Origin of the sequence: Streptomyces sp. NBC_01497, assembly GCF_036250695.1 — a bacterium.
In the GTDB taxonomy this organism is placed as follows: Bacteria; Actinomycetota; Actinomycetes; order Streptomycetales; family Streptomycetaceae; genus Streptomyces.
The window spans coordinates 1383438-1400294 of sequence record NZ_CP109427.1; the positions used below are offsets into that span (position 1 = coordinate 1383438).

At 71.8% G+C, this 16857-nt stretch carries 16 protein-coding genes and 2 pseudogenes; 1 reads left to right on the forward strand and 17 read right to left on the reverse strand.

The genetic code is table 11. The annotated features are described in order from the left end of the window. Nucleotides 1-18 precede the first annotated feature (18 nt). The 8 genes and pseudogenes from OG310_RS05960 to ggt form a co-directional block, all read right to left on the reverse strand. A complete protein-coding gene (locus OG310_RS05960; RefSeq protein ID WP_329454823.1) occupies nucleotides 19-891 on the reverse strand; it encodes a nitrilase-related carbon-nitrogen hydrolase in 873 nt (290 codons plus the stop codon). 192 nt (nucleotides 892-1083) lie between these two features. Next, on the reverse strand, nucleotides 1084-1488 hold the full coding sequence (locus OG310_RS05965) for a PPOX class F420-dependent oxidoreductase (protein WP_329454824.1): 405 nt from the start codon (nucleotides 1486-1488) through the stop codon (nucleotides 1084-1086). Between the two features lie 244 nt (nucleotides 1489-1732). Further along, the gene (locus tag OG310_RS05970) at nucleotides 1733-2299 is read right to left on the reverse strand and encodes a YbhB/YbcL family Raf kinase inhibitor-like protein (protein ID WP_329454825.1); all 567 of its coding nucleotides are present in this window, start codon (nucleotides 2297-2299) and stop codon (nucleotides 1733-1735) included. Next, entirely contained in the window at nucleotides 2296-2862 is a 567-nt protein-coding gene (locus OG310_RS05975; RefSeq protein ID WP_329460040.1) for an isochorismatase family protein, read from the reverse strand. The genes OG310_RS05970 and OG310_RS05975 overlap by 4 nt, the downstream gene beginning before the upstream one ends. A 585-nt stretch (nucleotides 2863-3447) precedes the next feature. Continuing rightward, nucleotides 3448-3732 (reverse strand): annotated as a pseudogene (locus OG310_RS38500) (MFS transporter); the annotation flags it as partial. A gap of 163 nt (nucleotides 3733-3895) precedes the next feature. Beyond that, nucleotides 3896-4747 (reverse strand): annotated as a pseudogene (locus tag OG310_RS38505) (MFS transporter); the annotation flags it as partial. Between the two features lie 85 nt (nucleotides 4748-4832). Continuing rightward, nucleotides 4833-5273 (reverse strand): MarR family winged helix-turn-helix transcriptional regulator, encoded by a 441-nt coding sequence (locus tag OG310_RS05985; protein ID WP_329454826.1) that lies wholly within the window; start codon nucleotides 5271-5273, stop codon nucleotides 4833-4835. 497 nt (nucleotides 5274-5770) lie between these two features. Then, nucleotides 5771-7594 (reverse strand): gamma-glutamyltransferase, encoded by a 1824-nt coding sequence (ggt, locus tag OG310_RS05990; RefSeq protein WP_329454827.1) that lies wholly within the window; start codon nucleotides 7592-7594, stop codon nucleotides 5771-5773. A gap of 154 nt (nucleotides 7595-7748) precedes the next feature. Here ggt and OG310_RS05995 point away from each other — a divergent pair, with 154 nt between their 5' ends. Further along, entirely contained in the window at nucleotides 7749-8504 is a 756-nt protein-coding gene (locus tag OG310_RS05995; protein WP_329454828.1) for a hypothetical protein, read from the forward strand. Between the two features lie 477 nt (nucleotides 8505-8981). On the opposite strand, the gene OG310_RS06000 is transcribed toward OG310_RS05995, so the two are convergent. From OG310_RS06000 to pcaDC, 9 genes are all read right to left on the reverse strand, one after another. Further along, nucleotides 8982-9422 (reverse strand): DUF6278 family protein, encoded by a 441-nt coding sequence (locus tag OG310_RS06000; protein ID WP_329454829.1) that lies wholly within the window; start codon nucleotides 9420-9422, stop codon nucleotides 8982-8984. An 86-nt stretch (nucleotides 9423-9508) separates the two neighbouring features. Further along, nucleotides 9509-10567, reverse strand: a complete 1059-nt coding sequence (locus OG310_RS06005; protein ID WP_329454830.1) for a DUF2891 domain-containing protein — start codon at nucleotides 10565-10567, stop codon at nucleotides 9509-9511. Further along, complete coding sequence (gene pcp, locus OG310_RS06010) at nucleotides 10564-11205, reverse strand: pyroglutamyl-peptidase I (RefSeq protein WP_329454831.1); 642 nt, start codon at nucleotides 11203-11205, stop codon at nucleotides 10564-10566. The genes OG310_RS06005 and pcp overlap by 4 nt, the downstream gene beginning before the upstream one ends. A gap of 77 nt (nucleotides 11206-11282) precedes the next feature. After that, entirely contained in the window at nucleotides 11283-12251 is a 969-nt protein-coding gene (locus tag OG310_RS06015) for a DUF979 domain-containing protein (protein WP_329454832.1), read from the reverse strand. After that, on the reverse strand, nucleotides 12248-12961 hold the full coding sequence (locus OG310_RS06020) for a DUF969 domain-containing protein (RefSeq protein ID WP_329454833.1): 714 nt from the start codon (nucleotides 12959-12961) through the stop codon (nucleotides 12248-12250). Before OG310_RS06020 ends, OG310_RS06015 begins: the two co-directional genes overlap by 4 nt. A gap of 154 nt (nucleotides 12962-13115) precedes the next feature. Continuing rightward, nucleotides 13116-13823 carry a GntR family transcriptional regulator gene (locus OG310_RS06025; RefSeq protein WP_329454834.1) on the reverse strand — a complete coding sequence of 236 codons (708 nt, stop codon included), beginning with the start codon at nucleotides 13821-13823 and terminating at the stop codon, nucleotides 13116-13118. 142 nt (nucleotides 13824-13965) lie between these two features. Further along, complete coding sequence (locus OG310_RS06030; protein WP_329454835.1) at nucleotides 13966-14745, reverse strand: exodeoxyribonuclease III; 780 nt, start codon at nucleotides 14743-14745, stop codon at nucleotides 13966-13968. A 30-nt stretch (nucleotides 14746-14775) separates the two neighbouring features. Beyond that, the gene (locus OG310_RS06035; RefSeq protein ID WP_329454836.1) at nucleotides 14776-15411 is read right to left on the reverse strand and encodes an MBL fold metallo-hydrolase; all 636 of its coding nucleotides are present in this window, start codon (nucleotides 15409-15411) and stop codon (nucleotides 14776-14778) included. Between the two features lie 131 nt (nucleotides 15412-15542). Then, nucleotides 15543-16856, reverse strand: a complete 1314-nt coding sequence (gene pcaDC / locus OG310_RS06040) for a bifunctional 3-oxoadipate enol-lactonase/4-carboxymuconolactone decarboxylase PcaDC (protein WP_329454837.1) — start codon at nucleotides 16854-16856, stop codon at nucleotides 15543-15545. Between the last annotated feature and the right edge of the window lies 1 nt (nucleotide 16857).

Below are 16857 nucleotides of genomic sequence, written 5' to 3' on the forward strand. Positions count from 1 at the left end.
GCTCGTGCAGCGAGTCGTTCACGGCGTGACCAGCCCCTCGTACGCGTCGGGCCTGCGGTCCCGGTAGAACGCCCACTGCTGCCGCACCTCGTCGATCAGGGAGAGGTCCAGGTCGCGTACAACGAGTTCCTCCTCCTTGTCGCTCGCCGTCTCGCCGACGAACCGGCCGAGCGGGTCGACGAAGTAGCTCGTCCCGTAGAAGTCGTTGTCGCCGTACTCCTCACGGCCGACCCGGTTGATCGCGGCGACGAAGTACTCGTTGGCGACGGCCGCCGCGGGCTGTTCCAGCTGCCACAGGTACCCGGACAGACCGCGGGAGGTGGCGGAGGGGTTGTAGACGATCTCAGCCCCGTTCAGGCCGAGTTGGCGCCACCCCTCGGGGAAGTGCCGGTCGTAGCAGATGTAGACGCCGACCTTGCCGACCGCGGTGTCGAACACCGGCCATCCCGCGTTGCCCGGCTTGAAGTAGTACTTCTCCCAGAACCCCTTGACCTGCGGGATGTGGTGCTTGCGGTACTTCCCGAGGTACGAGCCGTCCGCGTCGATCACGGCAGCCGTGTTGTAGTAGAAGCCCGCGCCCTCGACCTCGAAGACCGGCACGACCAGCACCATGCCGGTCTCCCGCGCCAGTTCGCGCATCCGGGTGACCGTGGGACCGTCCGGGACCGGCTCGGCCCAGCGGTAGTGCTCGGGCTCCTGCACCTGGCAGAAGTAGGGGGCGTTGAAGACCTCCTGGAAGCCCATCACCCGCGCGCCCTGCCGCGCCGCCTCCCGCGCGTGCTCCTCGTGCTTGGCGATCATGGACTCGGTGTCGCCGGTCCAGGTCGTCTGGACGAGTGCGGCACGGACGACGCGGGGCCGGGTCCCGGCGGTCTCGGAGGGGTCGGTCACGGGCTGCTCCTTCGGATCAGCGGACCTGACGAACGTAATCCCCGGCACGAACCGGGGCAAGACCACCTTCGCCCGAACGAGCACCACGACGGCCGTCCGTGCGACGGCGCTCCACGCCCCGGCGGGCGGCTCCCGGCGACTGCGACACCCCGGCGACCGGCAGCGGCGGCGCGCCCGCCGCCACGGGCACGGTCACAGCTCGACGGCGATGCCGGTCATCGGGTGCCGTGCGCGGCGGCGGGAGAGCCTCGCGCCCAGTTCGTTGACCCGGAACTGCCAGCCGTACTTGCCGGCCAGCAGTCCCTGGATGTGTGCCTTGCCGGCCTCGTCCGGGACCAGCCGCGCCGCGCCCTCGGCGTGCACGGCCCCCTCCTCGATCCGGCCGCGCACGGTGCACACCGTGACGACCGCGCGGGGGACGTTGCGGACGCGTCTGACCTTCCAGGACTCGGCGTTGGTCCAGATGTAGAGCGTGCCGTCGTCCACCGCGTGCCACACGGGCGTGTCGACGCCCACGCCGTCCCTGCGGTACGTGGTGAGGCTGACGTAGCGGCTGCGCGCGAGCGCGTCGAGGGTCTGTCGGTCGAGGCTGGTCACGGGCCGAAGGGTACGCCTTGCCGGGTGACGGGGCGTCGGCCTGCATCCGGGCGGCCCCACCCGCCGTGGACCTCCCGCCGCGGACGGTGCGACGACCGACGGGCGCGCCCGCCACGCGCCCCGGTCCGCACCCGCGACGGCCCCGCGCCGCCGTGGCGGACGGTGTCGCGACGCTCGCCGGGGGCCTCCCTTCGCAGGCGGGCCCGGGTCGGGGCCTGTGCCAACGGCCGGGTCGGGGCCTGAGTCAGCGTTCGTAGACGCCGGTCAGCCGGCCGCGGCCGAGCACGGGTGGTGTGGCGGCGGACAGGAGAGCACGAGGGCGTGCCCGGTCCGTCGCCTCGGACGCGCCGCCCAGGGGGCTTTCGAGGGCGAACAGCTCGAAGACGTACCGGTGCGGCCCGTGGCCCTTGATGGGAGCGGGGCCGTGGTAGCCGCGTCCGATGGTGGACCGCAACACCCGCACCCCGGGACCGGGTCGCTTCGCCGCCAGGGCCCCGGGCTCCAGGTGGCCGGCCGCCGGGTCGATCAGGGCGAGGCAGTGCACGGCGGGCTTCGACATGGGGACGTCGATGTCCTCGACGACCAGGAGGAGCTGGGCGGTGCCGGGTGGGGGCGGCGTCCAGGTCAGGTGGGGCGAGAGGTCGTCGCCGCCCATGGTCTTCGCGCAGTTCTTCAGCGGCAGGGCGCCGTCCTTCTCGAAGTCCCGGCTGGTGAGCGTCAGGAGCTCGGGAGCATGGAGGTGGGGCAGGTTCCAGGCCGCGTGGGTCTCGCCTGCCCTGCGGTTCTTCAGGAGTCGGCCGAGCACGCTCATCGGGTGGCCTCGACCTTCTCGACGACCTCGGCGGCGGTGGCGGTCTCGCCGATCTTGGGGAAGACGCGTTCGACGCTGTGGCGGTGGGAGGCGGCGTCGGGGTCGTACATGGCGTCGGTGGCCAGGACGACGTGGTAGCCGTAGTCGGAGGCGGAGCGTGCGCTCGACTCGACGCCCGCACTGGTCGAGATCCCGGCGAACACGATCTGGGTGACGCCCAGGTCCCGCAGCAGGGTGTCGAGCCCGGTGTCGTGGAAGGCGCTGCGCCGTCGTTTGGTGATCAGGTGGTCGGTCGGCCGCACGTCGAGCTCGTCGATGAGGTCGGCCCAGTCGGCGGGCAGTGCGGCGGTGCCCGCCGACCGTCCGGACTCGGTGCGTCCCGGTGCGCGTCCGGTGACGTTGACCAGTACGACGGGCAGGCCGTGCCGGCGGAACTCGGCGGCCAGGTGCGCTGCTTGCTTGACGGCGGCGGTGACCGCGTCGTCGGCGCGGGCGGAGACGATGCCCTTCTGCAGGTCGATCACGACCAGCGCGGACCCGGGGTCAATCGTTGTCAGTGCCATGGTGCGTATCTCTTCCGTGGGTGAGGGACTGGTGCGGGGGTCTGAGGCGGGGACGGTCCCGGACGGCTTCGGGCCGGGCCGGCCGCCTGCCGCCGGAGCGGGGGCGAGGGCGGCTTCGCTGGCTGAGGGCCGCGGCTCGGAGGGCCGTGCGGCGGGGACGGCTTCGGTGGCTGCCGCCCGCGGCTCGGAGGGCCGTGCGGCGGGAGCGCCGCCGCGCAGCAGGGAGGCGATCGCGGCGAGGAAGGCGAGGGCCGCGCCGAAGCCGAATACGGTCACCAGGCCCGAGTGGAAAGGGCCGGAGATCAGGTGCGGAAAGAACTCATGCCCGGTCAGCGTCTGTTGCTGCGCCGCCGTCAGGCGGGCCAGGGTGCCACTGGGCTCAAGGAGGTGCTGGACGGGGTTGACGCCGAGCTGGGCGGCGAACAGCGACGAGACCGGGGGCAGGCCCCCGACCTGGGTGGCGAGGTGCGCCGGGACGCCCTGCTGCCGCAGGCCACTGGTGAGGGTGTGCGGCAGCGTGGCGGCCAGTCCGGCGACCATCAGGGAGAAGAACACGCCGATGGAGACGGCCGTACCCGAGTTCTGGAAGGTGGCCCGCATACCCGAGGCGACGCCGCGCAGGTGACTCGGCACGCTGCCCATGATGGACGCGGAGTTGGGGGAGGCGAACATGCCGCTGGCTACCCCGTTGAGGGCGATCAGCACCGCGAAGATCCAGTAGCTGAAGTCGACCGGAAGCAGCATCAGGCCCAGGAAGCTCGCACCGAACAGCAGCGCGCCGCCGGTCGCCAGGCCCCGGGAGCCGATCCGGTCGGACAGGTACCCCGACGCGGGGCCGGCGGCGAGGAAGCCGGCGGTCAGCGGCAGCATGAAGATGCCTGCCCACAGGGGCGCGTCGCCGTAGTCGTAGCCGTGCAGGGGCAGCCAGATGCCCTGAAGCCAGATTGATCAGTACGAACTGCATCCCGCCGCGGCCGATCGAGATGGCCAGGCCGGCCAGGTTGCCGAAGGTGAAGGCCCGCCGCCGGAAGAGGCTCAGCTGGACCATCGGCGCGCGAACGCGCCGCTCGATGACGACGAACGCCGCCAGGAGGACCAGTCCGCCGGCGATCAGCCCGTCGACCAGCGGGTTGCTCCAGCCCATGGTGTGTCCGCCGTAGGGCTGCAGGCCGAAGGTGACCGCGACCAGGACCACGCTGAGGCCCACCGCGAAGCTGAGGTTGCCCCACCAGTCGATCCGGCCGCCGCCGCGCCGGCCCGTCTCCCGCAGGGTGCGGTAGGCCCACAGTGTGAAGAAGACCCCGACGGGCACGTTCACCCAGAACACGGCCCGCCAGTCCCAGGCCGCGAGCAGGCCGCCGGCGACCAGGCCGATGAACATCCCGCCCAGCCCGGCCACCTGGTTGATGCCCAGGGCGAAGCCGCGCTGCTCCTCGGGGAAGGCGTCGGTCAGGATCGCGGCCGAGTTCGCGGTGAGCATCGAGCCGCCGACGGCCTGCACCACCCGCCAGGCGATCAGCCACATCGCTCCGTGTCCGCCGTCGAACGGGTCGAAGGACAGCAGGATCGAAGCGACGGTGAACACCGCGAAGCCGGAGTTGTAGATCCGCACCCGGCCGAACATGTCGCCGAACCGCCCCACGGTGACCACCAGGACGGCCTGGACCAGCCGGTACCCCATGATCATCCACAGGAGGTAGGCGATGTTGCCCGGGGCCAGCGGATCCAGATGTACGCCCCGGAAGATCGCCGGCAGGGCGATCAGCACGATCGAGCCGTCCAGCGCGGACATGAAGACCGCGGCGGTCGTGTTCGTCAGCGCCGTCCACTTGTACCGGTCGCCGGCCGCCCGGCGGGCCACAGGGGCCTGGGGAGAGTCGGCCATCAGCCTGTCTCCCCCTGCTCAGGTTGTTTCGGTTGTTTCGGTTGTTTCGGCTGCTTCGGCTGCTTCGGCTGCTTCCGTGCGCGCATCAGATGTTCTGCGCCAGGCGCTCCAGCAACGCGGCCGCCGACTGGAGTTGCTCCAGCTCGGCCGACGTGAACGCACCGCTGGTGAGGGCCTGGGCGATGAGCTCGGTCCGCGCGTTGCGCTTGTCCCTCAGCGCACGCAGGCCGGACTCGGTCACCGTCAGCACCACGCGCCGGCCGTCATCCGGGTCCTGCCGGCGTTCGACCAGGCCGCGGGCCCGCAGGGCACCGAGCGTCTCCCCCATCGCCTGCGCCGTGATCTGCACCTCCCTGGCCAGCGCCGAGGAAGTGGTGGGACCCGAGCGGTCCAGGGTCGACAGGGCCGTCCTCTCGGGGATGGTGAGCCCGCCCCCGATGGGCACGTGGCGCACCCGGCGTATCAGCACGCTGAAGCTGGCCAGGAGAGCCGCGGCGACACCGCTCGGATCCAGATCGTCATCCATATACTAAGGCTACCTTATCAGGCAGCCTTACGAATGTGTGGAGGCGGCGAGGCCGGGGCATGGCTCCAGATGACCGCCGGCGCGGTGAGGGGCCGCTCAGGGAACGGACCCGGTCACCCCCTCAGTCCGCGTCGCTTCCACGGCACGGGCGGCAGGTGGCAGGTGGCAGGTGGCAGGTGGCAGGTGGCAGGTGGCAGGTGGCAGGGCAACACGCTCCGGCAACGCTCGACCGCGCTCGTACCACCGCGAGGAACGCCCCGCCGCGACCGGGCGACCCCCGCATACAGCCCGGCGCCGGCAGGCCCCTTGAAGACCGGTCGGCCTCTCTCGATCCCCGCCGCGATCCCGGCGGCGCGGCACGGGCGAAAACCCGGAACCCGGAACCGGAATCCGGAGAGCGGGACCGGACCCCCGAGACCCGGACGCGAGGACGCGAGGACGCGGGCCATGGAACCCGGGGCGCGCCATCGCATTGCGGCGGCGCGCCCCGGCCGTCGTTACTGCGGGCCCGCGCGGTCGACCACCATCGCGGAGCCGCCGCCCCTGCGGACCTTCTCGGCCGCCGCCTGCCACCTGCCGTCCGGCAGGCGTTCGACGCCGGTCGCCGCCCCGATCTCGTCGAGTTCGGTGAACTTCTGCCCGAGCGCCTCCAGTTGGGCTCGCAACGGGCTGTTCCACAGGGCCGGTTCGAGTTCCGTCGTGGCCGCGTTGCGCTGGCTCGCACGGGGCGCCGCGATGGCGTCGACCAGCGGCATGCCCCGGTCGACGTGGTTCGTGAGGGTCTGGAGGACCGTGGTGATGATGCTGGCGCCGCCGGGCGAACCGATCGCGAACACCGGCCGGTGGTCGCGGTCGAGGACCACGGTCGGCGAGATCGAGGACCGCGGGCGCTTGCCGGGCCCCGGCAGGTTCGGGTCGTGCACGGCGGGGTTCGCGGGCGTGAACGAGAAGTCCGTCAGTTCGTTGTTGAGCAGGAAGCCCCGGCCGGGCACGGTCATCGCGCTGCCGCCGGTCTGCTCGATGGTGAGGGTGTACGCGACGACGTCACCCCACTTGTCGGCCACGGTCAGGTGCGTGGTGTTCTGCCCCTCGTAGGTGGTGGGGGCGGAGCTCCCGCCGCTCGCGCACGGCGCGGGGTGGCGCGGGTCGCCCGGCGCCAGCGGGCTGGTCAGCGCGTGGCCGTCGCTGATCAGGCAGGCGCGGGAGTCGGCGAACCGCCGGGACAGGAGCGCGGAGGTGGGCACGTCCTCGTACGCCGGATCGCCGACCCAGCGGCCCCGGTCGGCGAACGCGATCCGGCTCGCCTCGATGTAGTGGTGCAGGTACTGCGTGGCCGAGGCGTGCTTCAGGTCGGTGTCGCGCAGGATGTTCAGCGCCTCGCCGACGGTCGTGCCGCCGGAGGAGGACGGCGCCATGCCGTACACGTCGAGGCCCCGGTAGGACACCTCGGTGGGTTTCCTGAAGACGGTGTGATAGCCGGCGAGGTCGCCGGTCGTCAGGTCGCCGGGGCGCACGACGCGCGTGGTCCCCGGTGCGACGGGTGGCGTACGGACGGTGCGGACGATGTCGCGGCCGAGGTCGCCGTGGTAGAGAAGGCCGGTCCCGCGCTTTCCCAACTCCTCGTAGGTACGCGCCAGATCGGGGTTGCGCAGCGTCGAGCCGACGGCGGGCGGCGCTCCACCGGGCAGGAACAGCCGGGCCGTGTCGGGGAAGTCGGCGAACCGCGCCTGGTTCGAGGCCGTCTGTGACCGGAACGTGCCGTCCACGGTGAAGCCGTCCTTCGCGAGGTGCTCGGCCGGCTTCAGTACCTGTCCGAGCGGCCGGCTTCCCCAGGCGCGCAGCGCGCTGTCCCACGTCGCGGCGGTCCCCGGAGTGCCCACGCTGCGCCCGCTGGTGACGGCGTCGTCGAAGGGCAGCGGCTTCCCGTTCTCGTCGAGGAACAGGGTGGAGTCCGCCGATGCGGGCGCCGTCTCCCGGCCGTCGATCGTGTGGACGGTACGGGACTTCGCGTCGTAGTAGACGAAGTAGCCGCCTCCGCCGATACCCGCCGAGTAGGGCTCGGTGACCCCGAGCGCGGCGGCGGTCGCCACGGCGGCGTCCACGGCGTTCCCGCCCGCCTTCAGCACCTGGATGCCGGCGGCGGTGGCGTCCGCGTCCACGCTGGCCACCGCTCCCCCGTAGCCGGTGGCGACCGGCGTCTTCGCCGGGACACCCGAGGCTTGCCGGGAGTGCGTGGTGGACGGCGGCGCCGCGGCGCCCGCCGTGAGCATGGCCGCGGCGACGGCCAGGGCCGAGACGTTTCGTACGGTCGAGCGGCGCATCCGTACCTCCGAACCCCGAGGAGCGGTCAGTCAGCGCAGCCTAGTGCCGCCGCCCACGATTCGTCAGGAACACGTCACACACGGAGCGCCTCGCGCGGGGCGCCCGCGCAGAGGCCTCGAACATCGGTGCGCAACACCGCTACCATGCGCGCCCATGACGGACGACATGCGCGACATCGTGCTCGGCGTGGTAGTGGCCCTCGGATGCGCGGGGCTCGGCTGGTTCGCCCGTACGGCGCTCTGGCGGCGCGCCCTGCGCAGGAAACAGGCGTTCTTCGGGCTGCCGGAGCATGCCGAGTGCCTGGCGGTCGTCGGCCGCGAACCCGGCGGCGAGGCGGCCGTGCACCGCCACGACGTCTTCGCCCTGCTCGAACTGTCCGCCGCGGCCAAGGAGTGCGGGGCGCACATACGTCTGGTGGCGCACGACGCGACCCAGCAAGGCTTCGGCGAGCGGACGGAGTTCTGTCTCGGCGGGCCCGCCGGCAACCGCAGGACAGCCGCCCATCTCGCGTCGATGCTGCCCGGGGTACGGATCTCCGCGGACCCGGAGCCGGGACCCGAGCGCGGATCCTTCCGGATCGGCGCGGAGCAGTACCGCGTCGAACCGGGCATCACCGAGTACGTCCTGCTGGCGCGGCTGACGGGTGGCCAGGGCGCCCGTCCGGTCTTCGTGTTCTGCGGCCAGCGCCCGATCACGCACCAGGCGGCGGCGCGCTACCTCGCCCGGCACCATGAGCGCCTGCACCGCAAGCACGGCGACGAACCGTTCTGCCTGCTGCTGAAAGTGGTCAACTCCCAGGCGTACGGCCCCGATGTCGCGGAGTTCGTCGCGGATGTCACCAAGGCCGCACGGGAACCGATGCCGGCCGCCGCCGCACAGCCCTCGCACCGCGCCGGGGAGAAGACCTGACGGCGGGGTGGACCGGGGCCGAGGAAGGCCCGGAAACGAGAAGAGAGCGGTGCCCCCGCCGCGCACACGCGCGGCGTGGGCCCGCTCCACGCCGAGCACAACCCGGCCGGCCCGCAGCTGACCTTCTCCCCTGAACAGAGAAGTGATCACCGACTGCTGTCCGGTCCGGGCCATTGCCCCTGAGCTACTGCACGCTTTGCAGCAGCGTCCCTGGTGCGGCCGGGGTGCCGCCCTCGGCCACCGATCTCGACAGGGATGAACTGCCCATCGTAGTCGAGGTTCGATCCGGAGGCCCTGCTCTGCGCCGATGTGGCTCGATCAACGGTTCGACGGCCATATGCTGCCCTACCCCATTCCCGGCTCTGTCGAGGTCAGCGCAAACTATCCGTGCACTCAAGGGACTTCGGGGACGACACGCATAAATCCGGCATAAGCGCGATTTACTGCAAACTGCGGATAGTTCGGCCATTCGGGGCGTCACGCCTCGGCGGCCTCCGCGTACACCTGGGCAAGCTCCGGGGCGCCGGTGACCGCCCAGTCGAGACCGGCCTCCACCACCTGGATCTCCCGGCCCGACACGAGCCGCACCACGGGGTGCCCGCTGGGCCAGATGTTCCACAGCGCGCCGGGGACCGTACGGACGATCACCGTCCCGAGGTAGAGACCCGCGTCGTTGCCGACCCAGGGCAGCTCTTCCTTGTCCTCGCGCCAGCGTGGCGGCAGCTGGTCCAGCGCGGACAGCGATGCGACCGAGTCGTCGAGCCGCAGTCCCAGCCGCATGGCGTGCACGCGCAGCAGCTCGCACTCCGACAGCAGCTCGGTGATTCCCTCCTGTTCACGGGCGGCGGCGGCCGGCGACGGCGCCTCGCCGTCGCCTCGCCGCTTGCTGCGCCATGTGTCCAGGAAAGGGATATTCATACCGCTCAGCGTGCCATCCCCACCGGGGCGGCACCATAGGACGCGCTGATCGTGTCCCGGACTGTGAGACGGCTGTGCCGCAGGGTTCAGGCGGTGCTGTCGGTCCCTGCCGCCTCCAGTGCGAGCACCGCGAAGGTGGCCAGCCAGTGGTCCGTGGTGAAGTCGCCCGAACCCAGCGCCGACATGCCCGCCTCCAGGTGCGCGGCCGCCGTGTCGCGCAGGATCGCGGAACGGAAGTCGTCCAGCGCGTCCGCCAGCGCGTACAGGGCGGCGGCCCGGCTGAAGCACAGTCCGTGGAGGTGGCCGATCTGGCCGTCGGCGGGGTCCGTCACCTCGGGCGGCTCCAGCAGCAACGGCCGGCCGGCGTGGGCGGCGGAGGTCAGCTCGGGCAGCAGGGCCGCCGTCCAGCGGTTGAACTCCGCCGGCGTGGCGACCCGCCGCATCGCGTCGGCCTCCGTGAGCAGCGGCGACAGGAAGTCCTGGCCGGACGGCTCCCAGCTGAGCGCGCCGCCCTGGTCTGCGCCGAACCACGCGCGCAGTTTCGCGCGGACGGGCTCGACCAGGTGGGGTACGCCGGCGCGCTCCGCACTGTCCAGCACCAGGCCGAGGGCGAAGGCGCTGTTGCTGTGCACGCCGTGACGCACCGGGTAGCGGGCCTTGGGCAGCCAGTCGAGGATCAGCGTGGCGACGGTCCGGGCAGCGGGTTCCAGCGCGGTGAACCACCGCCGGTCCTCGTGCGCGGCGCTCTCGGCCGCGAGCATCAGCAGCCACGCCCAGCCGTAGGGGCGCTCGAAGGAGGGGTGCTCCTCCAGATAGGCGGCCTCGGCGGCCATCGCCTCGGTTGTCAGGTGCGTGTCCAGGGCCCGGGTGATCGCCCCGGCCTCGGCGGCCGCCGGTCCGTAGCGGCGCAGCAGCCGCATGGCGAGCCAGTGCATGTGCACCGAGGAGTGCCAGTCGTACGCGCCGTAGAAAGCGGGGTGGTACGAGCGCGGTGCCACCAGCTCCTCCGGCCCCGCCAGCAGGTGCGCCGGGAAGTTCGGGTACTCACGGGTGATGTTGGCGACGGCGAGCCGCGCGAACCTGTCCGTGTACGAGGTGAGTGCGGCGAGCGGCGCGCCGCTCGCGGTCTCGGGCGAGGCGGTCAATGCGTCGCTCCTTCCGGGACCCGCAGGTCCGTAGTGGTACGGACGGCGGTCTCGACGATCACGGCGAGGCCGCGCGCGATGTCCGCGACGGACATGGAGGGCTCGGCCCGCCCGACGACCTGCTCCGGCGCGTACGGCACGTGGACGAAGCCGCCGCGCAGCGTGGGCCGCTCGGTCGCGATGAGGTGGGCGAGCCCGTAGAAGACGTGGTTGCACAGGAAGTTCCCCGCGGTGCCGGAGACGGAGGCGGGCAGGCCCGCCTCACGTACGGCGGCGACGCACGCCTTGACGGGAAGGGAGGAGAGGTAGGCGACGGGTCCGCCGGGGACGATGGGTTCGTCCACCGGCTGGTTGCCCGCGTTGTCGGGGATACGCGCGTCGTCGACGTTCACGGCGACGCGCTCGACGCTCAGGCCGGTGCGCCCGCCGGCCTGGCCGACGCACAGGACGAGGGCGGGGTCGGTGTCGGCGACCGCGGTGCGCAGTTCCCCGATCGCCTGCCCGTAGACGCAGCTGAGCCGGACCGCCGTGACGTCGAGTCCGGCCGGTCGGGCGGACTCGACCAGCCGGGCCGCCGCCCAGGAGGGGTTGACCCCCTCGCCGCCGAACGGCTCGAAGCCGGTGATCAGGACTCTCATGGATGCTCCGTCCAGGTCGAAAGGGATGCCCGGCCACTCCCCCGGCGGGCCGTGGCCGGCCAGGGGGCCCGCGGCCGTCAGAAGGCGAAGAAGTAGATGATGAAAATGTTGCAGGCGAGCAGGACCAGAGCCGTGGGCGCCTGCACCTTGATCGGCCCGTACTGGTCCTTGAGCTCCAGCAGCGCGGCCGGTACGAGGTTGAAGTTGGCCGCCATGGGCGTGCAGAGCGTGCCGCAGAAGCCGGCCAGCATGCCGACGGACATGACGGCCGCCGCGTTGCCGTGCAGGTTCTGGACGAGGACCGGCCAGCCGACGGCGGCGGTCATCACCGGGAAGGCGGCGAAGGCGTTGCCCATGATCACGGTGAAGACGAACATGCCCACGCAGTACAGGGCGACGGCGGCGAGGAGCTGCCCGTCCGGCAGGATCTTCTCGGTGATCTTGCCGACCTGGGTGCCGACACCCGCCGCCTGGAAGATGGCGCCGAGCACGGCGAGGAGCTGCGGCAGCAGCAGCGCCCAGCCCATGGACTCCAGCAGCCCGCGGCCCGCGTGGATCGGCACCGACACGCGGGGTTCGCGCAGCACCCACATACCGACGAGCAGGGCGACGATGGCGCCGACCCCGAGGCCGAGGATGGTCTCGTTGCCCTTCTCGAAGATCACGTGGCCGCCGAAGTGGAACTTCGGGATCACGACGGCACAGATGACCGCGACGACCGGGATGGTGAGGGCCGGGATGAACAGTTTGTTGCCGAAGCGCCGGGCGAGCTCCGTGCGCTGCTTCTCGTCGGTCGTCTTCGGGGTGCCCTTGCCGACGAGGTTGAAGCCGCCGAGGCAGATCAGCACGAGCACCGCGATGCCCAGGGGCTCGGAGGGCAGCGACTTGTCGACGACCCAGGAGCTGTAGAAGAAGGTGACGCCCAGCAGCGTCCAGAAACTGCCCGAGGTGTAGCGCTTGGCGTTGGTGCGGTCCATGAGCGTCTGGACGCCCATGACGATGAACACGGCACCGACCAGCCAGTAGAACCATTCGGCCTTGATCACTTCGCCGTCTCCTCGACGTCGAGCTCGGCGTTGGCGACGACCAGTTCGCGTTCCAGCTCACGGTCGAAGCGCAGCAGCCGGGCGCCGTGCACGAGGAAGGCGCAGATGGCACTGGGGATGGCCCACAGCGCGAGGTCCAGCGGTTCGAGATGCGTGTGGTACGTGGCGTTGACCAGGCCGGTGATCAGCAGGATGGAGCCGATGGCGAGGAATATGTCCTCGCCGAAGAACACCCCGACGGTGTCGGCGCCGGCCGCGTGCGAGCGGACCTTGTCGCGGATCGCCCGGGGCAGCGGGCGCCCCCCGTTCTTGCGTTCCGCCGCGGCCTCGGCCATCGGCGCGATCATCGGCCGCACGCTCTGCGCGGGCCCTCCGATGGTCTGCAGTCCGACGGCCGCCGTCAGCTGGCGCAGCAGCAGGTAGAGCGTGAGGAAGCGCCCGGTGGTGAGGTTGCCCAGCTTCCCGATGAGCGTACGGGCCTGCTGCTGCAGGCCGTTGCGCTCCAGCAGCCCGATGACCGGCAGCGTGATGGCGAAGATCGTCACGGACCGGCTGGACGCGAAGCTCTCCCCGAACGTCTTCAGGATCTCGTCCGGTGAGAGCTTGCCGAGCACTCCGGTGACGATCCCGGCGACTCCGACGACCAGCAGGGGGTTGCGCCTTGTGGCGAATCCGAGGATCACCACGAGGACACCGAGCAGAACGATCATGTGCTGTCGGCCTTCCGTACAGGGCTCCGCGACGGCGGCGCGGACCGGGGGGGTGTGCACGGAGGCTAGATGATTGTTGAACGATCCGACAAGACGATGGTCGGCATCGGTTTTTTCCGACGCCGGCGGACCGGCGCCCGCGAGGACCGCCGCGTCAGTCGGGCAGGCCGGCCGGCTCGGGGTACGCCTCCGCCAACTGCCGCCTGGAGTCCTCCAGATAGAACCCGAGCATGCTCTCCGCGCCCGCCGCGTCACCCGAGGCCAACGCCGTGACCAACTCACGGTTACGGGTGAGATAAGGCTCATGGAAACGGCGGGGGTCGTCCATGATGTGGAACGCCAGCCGGAGTTCCGCGAGAACACCGCGCATCAGGTCGTCCAGCCGCTCGCTGCCCGCGAGGCCCGCGATCGCCTGGTGGAAGTGGATGTTGGCGGTGCCGCAGGCCGGCCAGTCCCCCGCCTCGGCCGCCCGGCGCCCCGCCTCCACCGCCGCCTCGACCTGGTCGAGCGGCCGGGGCCGGACACCGTGGGAGCGCACGGCCGCACACTCCACCACCTGCCGCACCCGGTAGATGTCGGCGATGTCATCGGCCGTCAGCACGCGGACGAACGTGCCCCGGTTGAGGCGGTGCACCAGCAGCCGCTCGTGGGTGAGCAGCCGGAACGCCTCACGCAGGGTGTTGCGGGAGATGCCGAGGGCCTGGCCGATGCGCTCCTCCGACAGGCGGCTGCCCGGCGGGAACGAGCCCTGCGCGATGCGCTCGCGCAGTATCGCGGCCACCCGCTCCGCCGTGCTCGTACGACTCAGGGACTCCCGCTCCCCGAGCAGGTGCGACAGGCCGGGATCGAGGTCGGCACTCATGCGGGTCTTCCCCCCTGGGCGGAGCGGTCGGCCCGTGACAGCCGGGTCACGGGAACGAAACACTATCTCCAGGAAGGATCGTTGAACAATTGTTTCCGTCAGATGACATCGCGGGCCGACGGCGGTGGAGGCTCCCGGTCCGTCAGACGTCGAGATCGACCACGACGGGCGCGTGGTCCGACGCACCCTTGCCCTTGCGCTCCTCGCGGTCGACATAAGCGTCCTTGACCGCCGACGCGAACGGGGCGTTGCCGTACACGAGGTCGATGCGCATGCCCCGGTTCTTCGGGAAACCGAGCTGCCGGTAGTCCCAGTACGTGAACGGCCGGTCGTACTTGAGCGGGCGCGGCACCACGTCGCTCAGGCCCGTCCCCCGCAGCGCGGCGAGCGCGGCGCGCTCCGGCTCCGTGACATGCGTGGCGCCCTCGAACGCCGACCGGTCCCAGACGTCCTCGTCCGCCGGCGCGATGTTGTAGTCGCCCAGGACCGCGAAGGGGCGCTCCCCGCCCGCGTCCCCGGCGACGGCTTCCTTCAGTGCCTCCAGCCAGCGCAGCTTGTACGCGTAATGGTCATGACCGACCTCGCGGCCGTTGGGCACGTACACCGACCACAGGCGGACGGGACCGCAGGTCGCGGAGACGGACCGGGGCTCCGCCACGCCGTCGTACTCCGGGCCGCCGGGCAGCCCCCGCACGATGTCCGCGAGGCCGACGCGGGAGATGAGCGCGACCCCGTTCCACCGGCCGGTGGCGTGGACGGCGCACTCGTACCCCGCCGCGCGCAGCTCCTGAGTCGGGAACTGCTCCTCGGTGGTCTTGGCCTCCTGGACGCAGAGCACGTCGGTACCGCTGCTCTGGAGCCAGGCCAGCAGCCGGGGCAGCCGGGCGGTGATCGAGTTGACGTTCCACGTGGCGATACGCATGCCGACCACACTATCCGCGGGGTACGACAGTCAGAGCTCCAGCGATCCACCGGGCGCGAGCCTGCCGTGCTCGACGCCCCCGCCCATCGAGCCGAGCAGCCCGTCGTAGAGGGGCCGGGCGACGTCCGTCAGCAGCACGTCGTGCACGTCGTACGCCCGCCGGGGCTTCAGCTCGCGCAGGTAGTCGATGACGTCCGCGATCCGGCTCCACGGCGCCATCACCGGCAGCATCAGCGTGTCGACCGGCACCTCGGGGACCGTCAGCGCGTCGCCCGGGTGGAAGACCGCCCCGTCGATGAGGTAGCCGGAGTTGGCGACCCGCGGGATGTCCGGGTGGATCACGGCGTGCAGCTCGCCGTGCACCTGGATGTCGAACCCGGCGGCGGTGAAGGTGTCGCCGTGGCCCACCGTGTGCACACGGCCCGGGTACGCCGCCGCCATCCGCTCACTCACACTGCGCGGCGCCCACAGCTCGGCCGCGGGGTTCGCGTCGAGCCCGGCACGCAGCCGCCCCTCGTCGAAGTGGTCCGGGTGCTCGTGGGTGACGAGGACCGCGTCGGCGCCCACCGCCGCGTCGTCCTCACTGAATCCGCCAGGATCGAGGACGAGGGTCCGTCCGTCCTTCTCCAGCCATACGCACGAGTGCTTGCGCTTGGTGAACTTCATGCCCGACCGCCTTTTCTCGTCGCGTTCCCCGGGCCCCGGCGCCGGTGCGCCGGGGACGTCCCGGCGCCGCGCGGAAGGGCACGGCGGCCGGCAGGGCCGCTCCCCCGGGAGTCGCTCCCCCACCCATCCTGCTACTCCTGCGGCCGGGTCTCCTCCCGGATCACCGCACCCGCGACCTGGAACGCCGAGTTCGCGGCGGGCACCCCGCAGTAGATCGCGCTCTGCAGCAGTACCTCCTTGATCTCGGCGGGACTGAGACCATTGCGCAGCGCCGCCCTCGTGTGGAATTTCAGCTCGTCGAAGTGACCGCCCGCGACGAGCGCCGTCAGGGTGATCACGCTCCGAGTGCGGCGGTCGAGGCCGTCCCGCGTCCAGATCTCGCCCCACGCGTAGCGCGTGATCAGCTGCTGGAAGTCCTCGCTGAAGTCGTCCGTGGCGGCGACGGACCGGTCCACGTGCTCGTCGCCGAGGACCTCGCGGCGCACCCGCATACCCGCGTCGTAGGGGTCGCCGGGGCCCGCGGGCGCCGGGGTCTGCTGCGGCTGCTCCTCGGCGGCGTCCTTCGCGCCCGAGGGCTCGGCGGGGCCCGCGGGCGCCGGAGCGGGCGGGGAGGCCGGGAGCCGATCGGGGAGGACCGTCATACCGGTGGCCGTGTCCGAGGGGTTGTACCAGGCGGTCGAGAAGTGGTGCATGAGCAGGTCGGTGACGGCGGCGGGCTGCTCGACGGGCGCCAGGTGGGAGGCGCCGGGGACCAGCGCGAGGCGCGCGTCCGGTATGCCCGCCACCAGGGTCCGCGCCTCGGCGGGGCCGGTCACCTGGTCCTCCGCGCCGACGAGGACGAGCGTCGGCACGGCGATCCGGCCGAGCTCCGCGCGGATGTCGAAGGCGGCGAGCGCCTCGCAGGCGGCGATGTAGCAGCCGGGCTCCGTGGTGCGCACCATCTGCACGGCCCACTCCACGATCGCGGGCTGCGCCGCGGCGAAGCCCGGCGTGAACCAGCGCTCGGGCGCGCTGCGCGCGATGGGTTCGAGGCCGTTGGCCCGTACGATCACGCCGCGCTGGCGGAACTCGTCCGCGGTACCGAACCGGGGCGAGGCCGCCGTCAGTGCGAGCGAGGCGATCCGGTCGGGCCGGCGCAGCGCCAGCTCGGCGCCGATCGCGGCGCCCAGAGCGCAGCCCGCGTAACCGAAGCGCTGCACGCCGAGGCTGTCCAGGGTGTCGAGGAGGCGCTGCGCCAGCTCGGGAACGGCGCCGACGGGCAGGGCGGGCGCGCCGCCGTGGCCGGGCAGGTCGAAGCGCACCACGCACCACTGCTTGGCGAGCTCGGGAACCTGCCGGTCCCACATATGCCACGTAGTACCGAGGGAGGGCCCGAGGACCAGGGTCGGGGCGTCTTTCGGCCCGTCAACGCGGTATTGCAGGGTCTGGGTCGATGTCTCACTCACG